This window comes from Mesorhizobium sp. WSM3879 (assembly GCF_002294915.1).
GTDB lineage: Bacteria > Pseudomonadota > Alphaproteobacteria > Rhizobiales > Rhizobiaceae > Mesorhizobium.
The window spans coordinates 191,068-204,951 of the sequence record NZ_NSFZ01000002.1 but is presented as its reverse complement, the minus strand read 5'-3'; the positions used below and the strand labels follow the sequence as shown (position 1 = coordinate 204,951).

General features: G+C 63.6%; 12 protein-coding genes. 4 read left to right on the top strand and 8 right to left on the bottom strand.

The genetic code is table 11. From position 1 onward, the window contains the following. Positions 1-70 precede the first annotated feature (70 nt). Positions 71-481 carry a DUF1036 domain-containing protein gene (locus CK218_RS04420; protein ID WP_095827213.1) on the top strand — a complete coding sequence of 137 codons (411 nt, stop codon included), beginning with the start codon at positions 71-73 and terminating at the stop codon, positions 479-481. Continuing rightward, positions 478-2,901, top strand: a complete 2,424-nt coding sequence (locus CK218_RS04415; RefSeq protein ID WP_095826989.1) for a M23 family metallopeptidase — start codon at positions 478-480, stop codon at positions 2,899-2,901. Before CK218_RS04420 ends, CK218_RS04415 begins: the two co-directional genes overlap by 4 nt. Before the next feature lie 54 nt (positions 2,902-2,955). Here the strand turns inward: CK218_RS04415 and CK218_RS04410 are convergent, their stop codons facing one another. Next, entirely contained in the window at positions 2,956-3,489 is a 534-nt protein-coding gene (locus CK218_RS04410) for an OmpA family protein (protein ID WP_170950256.1), read from the bottom strand. 110 nt (positions 3,490-3,599) lie between these two features. Between CK218_RS04410 and CK218_RS04405 the strand changes: the two genes are divergently transcribed. Then, the gene (locus tag CK218_RS04405) at positions 3,600-4,229 is read left to right on the top strand and encodes a hypothetical protein (protein WP_245434885.1); all 630 of its coding nucleotides are present in this window, start codon (positions 3,600-3,602) and stop codon (positions 4,227-4,229) included. A gap of 73 nt (positions 4,230-4,302) precedes the next feature. On the opposite strand, the gene CK218_RS04400 is transcribed toward CK218_RS04405, so the two are convergent. The 7 genes from CK218_RS04400 to CK218_RS04370 form a co-directional block, all read right to left on the bottom strand. Next, positions 4,303-4,515: a hypothetical protein gene (locus tag CK218_RS04400; protein ID WP_245434883.1), complete on the bottom strand. Its 213-nt coding sequence runs from the start codon at positions 4,513-4,515 to the stop codon at positions 4,303-4,305. Positions 4,516-4,607: 92 nt separating this feature from the next. After that, entirely contained in the window at positions 4,608-7,157 is a 2,550-nt protein-coding gene (locus CK218_RS04395) for a caspase family protein (RefSeq protein ID WP_095826987.1), read from the bottom strand. A 252-nt stretch (positions 7,158-7,409) separates the two neighbouring features. After that, the gene (gene fghA, locus CK218_RS04390; RefSeq protein WP_095826986.1) at positions 7,410-8,243 is read right to left on the bottom strand and encodes an S-formylglutathione hydrolase; all 834 of its coding nucleotides are present in this window, start codon (positions 8,241-8,243) and stop codon (positions 7,410-7,412) included. A gap of 405 nt (positions 8,244-8,648) precedes the next feature. Continuing rightward, positions 8,649-10,928, bottom strand: a complete 2,280-nt coding sequence (locus CK218_RS04385; protein WP_095801023.1) for a xanthine dehydrogenase family protein molybdopterin-binding subunit — start codon at positions 10,926-10,928, stop codon at positions 8,649-8,651. Positions 10,929-10,930: 2 nt separating this feature from the next. Continuing rightward, positions 10,931-11,953, bottom strand: a complete 1,023-nt coding sequence (locus CK218_RS04380; RefSeq protein ID WP_095826985.1) for a xanthine dehydrogenase family protein subunit M — start codon at positions 11,951-11,953, stop codon at positions 10,931-10,933. A gap of 2 nt (positions 11,954-11,955) precedes the next feature. After that, entirely contained in the window at positions 11,956-12,576 is a 621-nt protein-coding gene (locus tag CK218_RS04375) for a (2Fe-2S)-binding protein (RefSeq protein WP_095826984.1), read from the bottom strand. A 354-nt stretch (positions 12,577-12,930) separates the two neighbouring features. Beyond that, positions 12,931-13,146: a KTSC domain-containing protein gene (locus tag CK218_RS04370; protein WP_067328004.1), complete on the bottom strand. Its 216-nt coding sequence runs from the start codon at positions 13,144-13,146 to the stop codon at positions 12,931-12,933. Between the two features lie 115 nt (positions 13,147-13,261). Here CK218_RS04370 and CK218_RS04365 point away from each other — a divergent pair, with 115 nt between their 5' ends. After that, a complete protein-coding gene (locus CK218_RS04365) occupies positions 13,262-13,867 on the top strand; it encodes an alpha-ketoglutarate-dependent dioxygenase AlkB (RefSeq protein ID WP_095826983.1) in 606 nt (201 codons plus the stop codon). Positions 13,868-13,884 lie beyond the last annotated feature (17 nt).

Sequence of the window (13,884 nt, the reverse complement as noted above, 5' to 3'; positions counted from 1 at the left end):
CTCTTCCACCCTGTCCCAGTCACGCAAGGAGCGCGGACCGATCCGGCCTGTTGCTAATCGCATCGGCCGCATGAAGCTTGCTGCGCTTGCCGGCACGGCTTTGCTCTCCATGCTATCCGTCAACAAGGCACATGCCGAATTCACCGTCTGCAACCAGACGCTCGACGTCGTCAACCTCGCCGTCGGACAGAAGGTCGACGATGCCGACCAGACCGACGGCTGGTGGACGATCGGCGCCAACCAATGCGTCAACGTCATCCGCGAGGAGCTGACCAACCGCTACATCTACATCTATGCCACGGACGTCTTCGGCCATGCGATCCTCACCGGATCGATCGAGATGTGCATCGACCGGCGCCGCTTCTCGATCCGCGGCATCGACGAATGCTGGCAGCGCGGCCATATCGCGGCGCGCTTTGTCGAGGTCGACACGCAGGAGCAGGTGCGCTGGACCTATTTCCTGAGCGGGAACGGCCCGTGACGCACAGCATCGACACGAGCTTCAAACTGAAGAAGCAGGCGCGCCTTGCCGAGCGGCGACGCAAGCTGTGGCGCTGGATTCTTTCCGGCGTTGCGGCACTCGTCCTCGTCTCGACAGCCACGGGTTTCTACCTCACACGCGATTACTGGTCCTTCGGCGACGAGGACGAGGAACTGCATCCGGTCGAGGGGATGGATGACGTGCCGCCCGACGCTTCGGTCTATGTGCCGGCCATCATCGACCTCGCCGGCGATCCGATGTGGATCACGCTGGCGCCCGATGCCGACACGGCCAAGGGCAAGACCGTCGCGCGCCCGGCCGAGCTCGACAGTTCCGGCGCCTCGCCGCAGATCGAAATCCTGTCCGATGTAATGTTGAGCGCCAGCGAAAAATTCATGACGACGATCCCCTCGACGCAGGAGGATTTCGCCTTCTTCCAGGCGCAGCGGCAGACCGCGCCGAAATCTCCTGCAACGGCGCCGCAGGATCGGCAAGCCGCCCCCCTCGCTCCGGGCGCAGCCGACGACCAGCAAGGCGATCTTGAGAACGACCTTCAGGCCGCACCCGACGAGAGCGAAGCTCCTGCCAGTTCAGCGCCCAAGGCGGATGCCGATGATCCGGAAGCGGGCTGGGGCGAGACCGTCGACCAGGGCGAGGCCGCCCTTCCCGCTTTCAAGAAGACCCAGATCGAGAACAACACGACCGTTGCGACCGTCAGCAGCGAATACCAGCGCTTCGAGGCGACCGAGGACACATTCGTAAAAATCCTCAACGACCGCAGCCTGGACAGCGTCGTCGCCGATGCGCATTTCTCCGCCGACGACGCGAAGCTGGCGGGCGAAGCGCTGAAGACGCTGTTCAACCGTGACGGGCTGGGGGCGGGCTTTGTCGTGGCGATGCGCGGATTCAGGCCGAACCGCGAGACCACCACCATGTCGCTTATGCAGGTCTCGATCTACGCCAGGAATGTCTATGTCGGCACGCTGACGCGCAATGCTGCGGGCGCGTTCGTGTCGGGCGTCGACCCGTGGGTGCGGGAGGACCTTTTCAACTATTCAGGCGCATCCGACGAAGGCGGGCCCAAGCGCCAATATCGCCTGCTCGATGCGATATATTCGACGGCCGCCCGCAACAAGGTTCCGACCAGCGTGATCGGAGAGGCCATCATGTATCTGTCGCGAGGACAGGATCTCGACGCCTTCGCCAGCGAGGACCAGCGGCTGGTGCTGATCTACTCGCAGACGCCGCGCGGCCAGGGCGAAATCTCAGGACGGGTCCTCTATGTCGGCGTTCAGGGCACGGAGAAGACGCTCGACTGTTTCGTCTTCCAGCAGAGCGATGGCCAGTATGCGTGCGTGACGGGCAATGACGAGGTTCGCTCGCTCAACGTCACCAACGGCATGGTGACGCCGGTGAGCGGGGTGATGACCTCGACGTTCGGCCCGCGCAAACACCCGATCCTGGGCACCGTTCGCATTCATAAAGGCGTCGACTGGGCCGCTCCGGTCGGCACGCCGATCATGGCCGCCTTCGACGGCGAAATCACCTTCCAGGGCGATGGCGGCAGCTATGGCAATCTGGTGAAGATTGCACATGCCAGCGGGCGCGAGACGCGCTACGCGCATATGCAGAAATTCGCCATCGCGAGCGCCGTCGGCACCAAAGTGAAGGCCGGCGACGTCATCGGCTATATCGGCACCACCGGACTTTCGACCGGCCCGCACCTGCATTTCGAGCTCTACCAGAGCGGCCAGGCGATCGATCCGCTGGGTACGGTCACCACGGTCGCCACCTATGCGTCCGGCGGCGCCGGCGGCGGCTACGGCGATGCTGCCGTCGAGACGCTGACCGACCGCATCGTCCATGTCGAAAGCGGCGGCAAAGCGCGAGCCAAGAACCCGCTCTCCTCGGCGACCGGTGCCGGTCAGTTCATCACCAAGACCTGGATCCGGATGATGAACACCTATCGGCCCGATCTCGCCCGCTCGCTGTCGACCGCCGACCTGCTCGCGCTCCGCTACGACGCCACGCTGTCGCGCGAGATGGTGCGCAATCTGGCGCGCGAGGGCGAAGCCTATCTTCGCGCCCGCGGCCACCAGATCACCGCCGGGCGGCTCTATCTCTGCCATTTCCTGGGCATGGAGGGGGCTGCCCAAGTGCTGGGGGCGCCCGGCTCGGCGCAATTGAGCGCAGTGCTCGGCTCCGCCGTGATCCAGGCCAACCCTTTCCTTACCGGCAAGACCACCAGCTACGTCGTCGACTGGGCCGAGCGGAAAATGGGTCAGAAGGTGACCCGCTTGGCGTCGTCCGATCAGAACCAGCAGACGACCACGACCCAGGTCCGACAGACTTCGCCGGAGTTCGAGAAATACAAGCAGGCCGTCACGGCCCTGATAAGCTCGATCCAGGCGACCCTTTGAGGCTCTGTCGCGCTGCCGTCGATCGCTGTCCGCAGCGTGAGTGATTCGTGCGGCTTATTCCGTCCTGATCCGCATCTCGACCCGGCGGTTCACCGGATCGTAGGGATTGGCGACGCGCGGGTGCGACTTGCCGAGACCAATAGCTTCGAGCCGGGTGGCCTGTACGCCGTTCGCGGTCAGGAATGCGGCAACCGATTTCGCCCTGCGCTGCGACAGCTCCTGATTGTAGCGATCCGAACCCGAAGCATCGGTGTGGCCTTCGACAACGAAGCTGAACGAACTCAACCGGTTGTCTTTCAGCGCCTTGGCGAACTCGTCGAGCTCGGTGCGCGCGGTCTGGTCGAGCTGGGCGGAATCCAGCGCGAAATTGATCATCATGTCGAGCCCGGTTTTGGTCGGGGCCGCGGTCTGGTCGTTCTTGCTCTTGCACTCTTCTTCAGTGCCGACGCAGATGCCGCGCGTCGCGCCGAGATTGCCCGCGCCGGTGAAGAACTTCACGATGTCTTCGGATTTCTGAAGCGGATCAGCGGAAACGTGCGTCGAAAAAAGCACGGCCGCCAATGCAAAGGCTGAACTGGCCCACCGCATGACCGTTACTCCCTGTTTGAGCGGATCTCGCTGCGGCGGACGATAGCAAATCTCGCGCCGATTGTCTGTGAACAAACACACGCTGCGAGCGCCCGTCATTTGCTAAGCTAATGCTTGACCAGCGCCTCCGCTGGGGCTTCAGTATCTCTATTCCTAATAAGGGCGTGGCAGCCATGGCGAGGGGGCTCCGGTTCAGGACGGCGCGGGATCTCTTCAGCGCTTGCCCGGCCATTGCCCGGGACATGAAAGCGGTCCCGACAGACCAGCCCTCGATCGAGTTTTGCCGCGCGCTGCTCGCTGGACGCGTTCCGGAGGAGGCAATCACCTTCTGCGCCTATCTGCTGCCCGAGCGGGCCGCGATCTGGTGGGCGCATGAGTGCTTGGGCAACCTTGCCGAACTCCTCGGCGACACGGACCTCGAATTGCTGGGGCTCGTCGGCGACTGGGTCGACGAACCCGGCAATCCCGACCATCGCGAGGCGGTGGCCCAGGCCGTGGAGGTGCCGCCCGCGACGCCGGTTTCCTGGATCGCTTTGGCAGCAGGCTGGCGCGACGGCGGCTCGGGCATCGATCAGGCGACAGCCGAATTTCCGACCGCCCATGCCGTCAGCGCGGGGATACTGGCAGGCCTTGCGCGGGTATCGCTCGCGGACCGGTTTACCGTGCTTTCAGCCTTCGTCGAAATGGGCATCGAGATGGCGGAGATGGAGGCGCAACAACAATCGGCCGATGCTTACTAGCCAAGCCTGCTCAAACTAGCCAAGCCTGCTCGAATGTCGGCGATCACGTATAGCCGCCTTGCGCCCCTTGGGGTCAACCTCCCCAGCCGCCGCCACCACCACTATTGCCGCCGCTACCGCCTCCGCCCATCGCTGGAATAACTGGAGGCGGAGCTTCAGTTGTTACCTCCGCCGGTTCGATCGGCTTCTTCGCGGTGACCTTCTTCTGCTTGATCACCTTTGGCGTGGTCGTTGTCCGAACGACTTTTTGCTTCGTCGTCGGCTCCGGTTCGACCTGGGGCGTCACGGCGGTGCACCCCGCGACAGCCAGAACTCCAGTTAGGAATGTTGCGATGATTGCCAGTTTCGATGCCCTGCCCACCATTGCCTCCTTGTTGATCAGAACAAGTCCCGACGCGGATTGGCTTGCTCCCAGACCGCTCTGGCCGTCTTGACCAGTTGAACGTCCAACGAGCCTTCCGCCGAAATCTTTGATTTGAGTTCCCCACGCAGCTGTTTCAGGGCCGCCGTTTTCGCTTTAGCTCCGAACTTCGCCAGCGTGGCCTTGGCATCTGGAATTTCGTTGCGAACATCGAGCGCCGCCGCGAAAGCAAGGTAACGTACGGCGAGAGGCTGGTCCGCCTTGTTGCCCCGCTGCAGTTCCAGAGCCGCGCGATCATATGCGGCCGACTGATCACCGCGGTCGGTCGCTACCTCGAAAAGGCGTTGCGCCTCAGCAAGGTCCTGCTGCACACCGACACCGTCCCTGTACATACGCGCCAAGCTGCCGGGAGCGTAGGGTTGGCCGAGATCCATGGATTTCTGGAAGAGTTCGAGCGCGCTCTTGGGGTCCTTCTCAACCCCAGTGCCGGCGAGATAATTTCGGCCGAGCAGGTTCATCGAATACATGTCTTGCCGTTCGACACCCGCTTTGAGGAAGGCCACGGCGCGAGCCGGATCGGCAGGTACGCCGTTACGACCTTCCGTAAAAATCGCGGCGAGGTCGTTCATGGCATAGGTGTGCCCCATCGCCGCCGCTTTGAGCAGCAGGTCCAGGCCCTTGGTGGCATCACGATCGACGCCATAGCCGTTGAACAAAGCGCGACCCCACGAGGTCATTCCATACGGATCGCCCTTGTCTGACGCTGCGGCATAGAAGGTATTGGCCTGCTTGCGATTGACGGGCATTCCCGTTCCCGTGGCGTTGAGATATCCAAGCTCGAACACCGCCCGGACATGCCCCCTGTCGGCAGCTTCCTGGATGGCCTTCTTGGCCTCCTCGACCTTGCCGACAACAAGCAGCGCACGCCCGAGCTGGTAACGGAAGCGGGCGACGTCGGGATAGGCTTTCACCGCCGCCCGGCAGACATCCACGGCGTTGCTGCTGATTTCGTTCGGCAGCAAGCCGGGGACGACGCCCTGCAGGTCGAGAGGCTCGCCGGCCTCCCTGTCACAGGCGTCGACGCTTGGCGACAGTTTCATCGTCGCCGGCTTCGACGGCGTGTTGTCGGCCCTTATTTCGAAGCCGACGCTCAGCGGCTTGACGGCGCCGATCTGGGGTTCGTAGCGCAAGTGGTCGACTTCATCGGCCATCAGGCTTGAATCCGGAGACAAGGTCCGGTCCGGCAGCGACAGCGTTCCCGTTGCCGGATAGCTTGCAAGCTTCACGCTGACGGTGGGATCCTTGGTCGGAAAAACGAGCTTCAGCGGCACAGGGCCGACACCGATCGGGACGCTTACGTCACGGTTCTCGATCGCCTCGGCGGCGCCGGTGATGTGAATGCCGCGCTCCAGCACCTGCTGCTCCTGCTCGGCCTCGAGCGAAGCCATGAGCTGCTGCCCTTCGGCCGCGTTCCCGTTCTTGACCCGAAACACCAGGATACCTTGGGATTGACCGCCCCAATTGTCATGCGTGGCATAGGCCAGCATGTCGACCTCTTCCTGCGCGCCGGATCCTTTCGGCACGTCCATCTTAAGACGCGGCAGATCCTTGCCCGCAATCGGCTGGCCGACAGCGACAGGCTTGCCGTCCAGCGTCAGGCGTCCAAGCGCCGGCGGCCTTTCGATGCTGACGGTGACCGCGCCGCCGTCGACATCGACCGGCTCCGGCAGGTCAAGCGCCACCGGTCCGACGCCCGACGGCACGACCTTTTCCAGCACCGGCGGCAGTGCCGGTCGACTGGCGCGGCGCATCAGCACCACCTCGTCGATCAGCGACGAATTCTCCCAAGGAACCTGCTTGCCATCGGTGGCTTTGACCACGTCGCGGCGAACCGCCGCCATCACCGTGCGGATCTCCTGGTTGGGCGCCAGCGCCCGACGCGAGAAGGCGGACGAGAAGGGACTGAGATCGCTCGCTCCGTCATAGGCGACGGCTCCCGGCTCGGTGGCGAAGGCAATCAGCGTGTTCAGCGAGCTCTTCACCTGCGCAAGTCCGGTGCCGCCCGCGGCAATCAGCTGGTCCCGCAACCAATAGTCCTTGCGCGGGAACGGATTGTTGCGGCAGGCATCGAGGATGATCACCTGGATCTTCGATTTCGCCCGCAGCTGCTCCAGCACGTCGTCGAGCTTGATCGCCTGGACCTCGATGTCGGCCGCGGCCTTGAGCGAGGCATCGACCGGGATGAGGAAATTCTCGCCGCCGATCTGAAAACCGTGGCCCGAATAGTAGACGACGGCGAGATCGGCACCGTCCGCCGCGGCGAGATAGTTGCGGAACTGCTCCTCGAACCGAAGCTTGGTGAGATCCTTGGCGACGAACACGTCGAAGCCGGCCAGGCGGAATGTGTTCGACACATCCTCGGCATCCTTGTCCGGGTTCTTGAGAGCCGGGATGTCGCGGTATTCGGAATTGCCGATCACAAAGGCGACCCTGCGCTCCGCATGAGCTTCGAAGGCCGTGAAGCTCACGAGAACCAGGGCTGCAAGGAACGCGCAGCATCGCAGCATGGCAAATCCTTAACTGCTATGACCTGTCGGCCACAGGAACGCAGCTTGCGGCGCCGAGGTCTGTTAAAGAGTTCACAATCTGCCGGGACCAGAGCAGACCGCATGCATAACGACAGCGGGCATGCGTCTCATCCAACCAAGTTCTAAATTACTCCAGAGACCTATTCACCGCAATGAGAAGACGCGTTTGATCGCCGGATTGCGTCGCGGCCATCCAACTTCAGGTTCAGGGCTGGTGGGCGTTTGCGCTGCCTATGCCATCCGCGCGGCGTGCCACTTCAAATGATCGTCCATGAAGGTCGAGATGAAATTGTAGGAATGATCGTAGCCCTCCTGCATGCGCAGCGTCAGCGCGATGCCTGCCTTTTTGCACGCCTCTTCGAGCAGCCAGGGACGAAGACCATCCTGGAGGAAGCCGTCGGCGCTGCCCTGGTCGACGAGCAGTTCGCCGTAACGATGGCCGTCCTCGATGAGCAGCGTGGCGTCACAGGCGCGCCAGCTCTTTTCGTCTGATCCCAGGTATTTTTCCAGTGCCGGCCGCGACCAGCCCGCCGTCGTCGGCTGCACGATCGGCGCGAAGGCCGAGCAGCTGCGGAAGCGCCCCGGGTTCTTCAGTGCGATGGTCAGCGCGCCGTGCCCGCCCATCGAATGGCCGAAGATCGACTGGCGCGAAATGTCGACCGGGAATTTGGCCTCAATAAGCGCCGGCAACTCCTCGGTGACGTAGGAGTACATGCGATAGTTCTTCGCGTAGGGCGCTTGCGTGGCATCGACATAGAAGCCGGCGCCGCAACCGAACTGCCAATTGTCCTTCTCATCGGGAACGTCCGGACCGCGCGGGCTGGTGTCGGGGCAGACGACGACGAGTCCAAGCTCGGCCGCCAGGCGCCGGTATTCGCCCTTGTCCATGACATTGGCATGGGTGCAGGTGAGCCCCGAGAGATACCACAAAACCGGCAAAGGCCCGTCCTTCGCCTGGGGTGGCACGAAGACGGCAAAGGTCATGTCGCAAGCACAGACTTCCGACGCGTGCGAATAGACGCCCTGGATGCCGCCATGCGATTTGGACGTGGAAAGGACGTTCATCGGTTCTGCCTTCTCGCCGGGAATGTCCGGCCCGACATAGCTGCCAGACCCCGCGCCCGCAACCTTGCACCTCGCCAAAACGGCGCAGGTGCGCGATCGAGCCACAGAACGGCGGACATTTCGAGCCGCTCTCGTTATGCATCGCCTCCCAGGCGGGTCTTCGCGTGTTCTAGGGTCGGCAAGAGAGCATCCGGGCCGGTTCGCAAAAAGAAGTCTTTTTCTGTCCTTTGCTTCGCCGAAACCGAAGCGGGGCGCTCGCTGACAAGCGGGCAGGGAAAATTCGACGGGTTGTGAACGGAAGCTATCCGCCGGTGCAATGCGGGTGGGGGTGCCCGCATTGCAACGGCGGCTCGGCAATCAGCGGATTGATGAGCAGATCGCGGCGCGCTGCCGCTCGCCGCATCGTCAAGCGATAAGCTGGTCGATCCTGATCGGCAGATCGCGGATGCGCTTGCCCGTCGCGTGGTAGACCGCGCTGGCAACGGCGGCGGCGGTGCCGACATTGCCGAGTTCGCCCAAGCCTTTGACGCCGGCCGGATTGACGGCGTGGTCTACCTCCGGGACCAGGATCACCTGCAGGTCCCTGATGTCGGCGTTGACCGGCACGAGGTAATCCTGCAGGTCGCGGTTGACGTAGCGGGCATAGCGCCTGTCGACCTCGGTCGCTTCATGCAGCGCCTGGCCGATGCCCCAGATCATGCCGCCCATCAGCTGGCTGCGCGCGGTGCGCGTGTTCATGATGCGGCCGGCCGCGAAAGCGCCGACGATGCGCGGCACACGGATTTCCCGAGTATAGCTGTTGATGCGAACTTCGACGAACTCCGCGCCGAAGGCGTATTTCACCGAGTCCTCGTCCTGATCGCCGCCATGGAATTCCGACTGACCGGCATAGAGTTTCTTCACTGCCTCAGGCGTCGCGCCTTTCGGGGCAAACTCGGCATACTCCTCGATCGCGCCAATTTGCATCGCCTTGAAGACGTCCTCGATCTTCGCGGACGCTCCGCCCCTGGCCGCAAGCTTGCCGCCGTCAAGGTCCAGTTCCTCGTTATGTGAGCCGGCAAGCGGGCCGCCTTCGGCCGTGGCTCCGGCGGAGAGCTTCGCCCGGATGGCATCGCAAGCCTTCAGAACCGCCGAGCAGACGCTTGCGGTGGAAATCGAACCACCTGAGACCGGGGCCGGAGGCAGGCTGCTGTCGCCCATTTCGACGGTCACCTTGTCGATCGAAACGCCAAGACGTTCCGAGGCCATCTGGGCGGCCACTGTCCGGACGCCGGTGCCGATCTCATGCGAGCCGCATTGCACCCGCACATCGCCATCCGACGTCAGGCGCACGCGCGCCGCGCATGGTGCCACCGCGGTGGGGTAGATGGCGGTGGCGCAGCCCATGCCGATCAGCCAGTCGCCGTCGCGCATCGCGCCGACCTTGGGGTCCCGCTTCGCCCAGCCGAAGGCATTGGCCGCCTGTTCATAGCATTGGATCAGCGAGCGGCTGGAGAAGGGCTTCTTGCCGATCGGTTCCGCCTTCGGCTCATTGATGCGGCGGAACTCGACCGGGTCCATGCCAAGCGCCACCGCCATCTCGTCCATCGCGTTTTCCAGCGCGTAGACGTAAGGTGTCTCGGGCGGCGAACGCATGTAGCCCGGCGTGTTGCGATCTGCCTGGACCAGCGACACATGCGTCAACACCGAGCCGTAGTCGTACATGCGGCCGGTCGCCGAGGTGCCGCCGACAACATAGGGATCAGGGCGCGATGTCACCTCCCATCCTTCGTGCGCGAAAGCGGTGATGCGGCCGTCCTCGCCGGCGCCGATCCGGATGCGGTGGCGGGTTTCGGCCCGGTAAGTCTGTGTGCCGAAAGCCTGCATGCGGCTCGTCACGCAGCGCACGGGACGCCCGAGACGTTTTGCGGCTACTGCGACGATGGCGGTGCGCGGCGTCATCGGTCCTTTTGAGCCGAAGGCGCCGCCGATGAAGGGACTGACGATGCGCACATTGGCCGGATCGATTTTCAATTCTCTCGCAAGTTCGGCCTTCCAGCCGGTGACGTTCTGGGACGGCTCGTGGACGATGAGCTGATCGCCCTGCCAAAATGCCGTCGTGGAGAACAGCTCGATCGGGTTGTGGTGCTGGGTGGGCGTTGAATACCGAGCGTCGATCCTGACCGCGGCGGCTGCATAGGCGGCGTCGAAATCGCCTGCTTTCACATCCTCCTTGAACAGCGGACTCTTGCCGGCGGCGGGAATGGTTTTGGTGCCGGGACTATCGAAACTCGCGGACGGTTTCTCTTCCTCGTAATCGGCGCGGATCAACTGGGCCGCCTCCTCCGCCGCCTCGAATGTCTCGGCAACGGCCAAGGCGATGATCTGGCCGTCGTGGAAAATCGTCCTGTCATGCAGCGGTCCGATCGAGGTCGCGCCGGCGTTGCCGAATTTCGGCTTCTCGACCTTGTCCATGTCGCCATAAGTGACGATGTCGAGAAGGCCGGGCACGGCACGGGCATCGTCCAGGTGAAGCTTCGTCACCCTGCCCTTGGCGATGCTGCTGGTGGCCAGCGCGCCATAGGCTAGGTTTGCCGTCGGCAGGTCTGCCGGATAGTGGGCTTGCCCGGTGACTTTCAGCCGCGCATCGACGCGCGGCAGCGGTTCGCCCATGTTCTCCTTGGGCTTCGGAGCGGCTGGGTCCATGGTCACACCTTCATGTCTCGCGTTTCGAGCAGCGCGCGCACCAGCGTCCGCTTGCCGAGCTCGATCTTGAACGCATTGTGCTGGCGCGGTTCGGCACCGGCAAAGGCAGCGTCCGCCGCCGCACCTACCGATGCCTCGTCGAGCTTCTTGCCCTGCAGGGCCGCTTCGGCCTCGCCGGCGCGCCACGGCACCGTCGCCAGCCCGCCGAGCGCAATCCTTGCCTCGCGGACGCTGTCGCCGTCGAGGTCGAGCGCAACGGCCGCCGAGGCCAGCGCAAAGGCATAAGACTCGCGGTCGCGGATCTTCAGGTAGCGCGAGCGCCGGGCCCACGGTAAGGCAGGCACCTCGATGGCGGTGATGATCTCGTCCGCCGCCAGATCCGTCTCGATATGCGGCGTGTCGCGGGGCAGCCGATGCAGCCTTGCAAAGGGAATTTCGCGCGCTCCGCGAGACCCCTCGGCTCGAATAACGGCATCGAGCGCAATCAGAGCCTGGGCAAAGTCGCCGTGATAGGTGGCAATGCAGGCATCGCTGGCGCCCAGCACCGCGTGCTGGCGGTTGAAGCCTTCCATCGCCGCGCAGCCCGAACCCGGCACCCGCTTGTTGCAGGCCCAGGAGGGCTCGCGGAAATATTCGCAGCGCGTTCGCTGCAGCATGTTGCCGGCAAGGCTCGCCATGTTGCGGATCTGGCCGCTTGCCGCCAGCCGCAAACTTTCGGCAATGACGGGATAGCGGCGTTTGACTTCGCCATGGTCGGCAGCCTCGCCCATCCGCACCAGGGCGCCGAAGCGCACGCCGTCGTCGGTAACCCTGATCTGCCTCAGCCCTGGCTCTTCGAGCCGGTTGAGGTCGAGCAGCCGGTTGGGCGCCGCCACCCCAAGTTTCATATAGTCTGCAAGATTGGTGCCGCCTGCGATGAACTGCGCGTTCGCCCGTGTCGGCTGGTCGTCCTCGGTGGTAAAGCGGGATGCGATGGCGACCGCGGCGGAGACATCTGTCGGCCGTTCATAGATGAAGGGGCGCATCGTCAGGTTCCTCTCGCCTGATCGCGCGCCTGGACGACCGCGGCGACGATGTTCGGGTAGGCCGCACAGCGGCAGATATTGCCGCTCATATATTCGCGGATGTCGTCCTCGGAGTTGGCGTGGCCTTCGTTGACGCAGCCGATGGCCGACATGATCTGACCCGGCGTGCAGTAGCCGCACTGGAACGCGTCGTGGTCGATGAAGGCCTGCTGCATCGGATGCAGCTTGCCGTCGCTCGAGGAAAGCCCTTCGACGGTCGTCACCTCCTTGCCGTCGTTCATCACGGCGAAGCTCAAGCAGGAGAGCACGCGCTTTCCGCCCACCAGAACGGTGCAGGCGCCGCACTGCCCATGGTCGCAACCTTTTTTCGTGCCGGTAAGGCCGACATGGTCCCGCAGGGCGTCAAGCAGGCTGGTCCTGGCATCCAGCGAAAGCTCGTAAGGCTGCTTGTTGATGCGCAAGGACACCGCGACCGTTTCCCTCAAGCCGGAACGGGTCGCGGCCGGTTTTTCCGCTCTCGTTGGGGAGCTGAGCAAGGGCGCCGCCGCGGCGGCTGAGACAGTAGCTGTCATGAAGCTTCGCCGGCTGAGGCCGGTCGCGCTTGGCGCAAAAATTCGGGACATGGCTCGCTCCCAGGCTGGCTGTCATCGGGGCTGGCTATGGGGCGCTAACCTCTCAACGGGGGCATTGTTCCGAATTTTGCAGGCGAAGGCCCGGAAGCTCACGCGACTGTGACAGCATCGAGGGAAGTCGGAGGCAGAGCACGCCGGGACAGCAGAGGAACGTTCCGCGCAAGGGAGGTTGACTGCCACGCGGCGGTGCGCACCGGCGCTGCGCAAGCTCGCACAACCGATCGAAAGTCACACCGGTAGATACCAATTCCCCAGTTCGAACCGTAGCTGAGCAATAAGGCTAACAGGCCCTGCCCAACGACAGGAGGGGTGGCTTCGAGCAGGGCATGGGAGCGGGGCTCTGGTTCAATGCTGCGGTCCTTGCGCCACCAGATGGAAGCTGTATCGGTCGCGCACGAACTCGTTGAAGAACCGGCCCTTGGACCGAGCAGCCTTGAATGCCGCGTGGGTCTCTGGCTCAACCTGCTCATAGTCATAGCGGTCGCCGCTCGGGACAAACCATACCGAAAGGATCTTCGTCGCCGGGTCGTAATAGATGTTCCGGATGGCGGTGGAAGGCATGACGAGCGCCCCGTTGGCCAATGCGTAATTCCCGTAGCTGTCAATGGGTTCCGTCGCACAGGCTGCCGACGGATCAGGGCCTTGCGAGACCCGCCGAATTGCCTATCTGAGGTTTATGCCGTCAACGAAATCGAGCGCCACGGCGCAAGTCCGCCAAGGAGATCTTTTCGGTATCCCGAACAGCCTGCCGGAAGGATTCCGCTACCGGCCGGAGCTGATCACGCGTAACGAAGAAAGCGCGTTGGTCCGCTGCATCGAAGGCCTGCCGTTCAAGCCCTTCGACTTCCATGGCCATCTTGCTAACAGGCAGGTTATCGGCTTCGGGCTGCGTTACGACTACGACCGCCGCGAGGTCGTGGAAGCACCGGCCATACCCGACTTCCTGCTGCCGCTTCGCGACAAGGTCGCCGTCTTCGCCGGTCGGCCCGCGTCGGAATTCTCGCAGGTGCTGATCAACGAATACCGGCCTGGCGCGGGCATCGGCTGGCATCGCGACAAGCCCCATTTCGAGCTCGTCGCAGGCGTCTCCCTGCTGGCATCCTGCAGTTTCCGGCTGCGCCGCAGGAACGGCGCGACATGGGACCGGCAGATGATCGAGGTCGAGCCGAGATCCGCCTATCTCATGGCCGGTCCGGCGCGCAACGAATGGGAGCACAGCATTCCGCCGCTCGCAGAACACCGCTACTCGGTCACATTTCGGACCTTGCGACCCAAGCTGTAAGTCCGACGTTCTGCCAG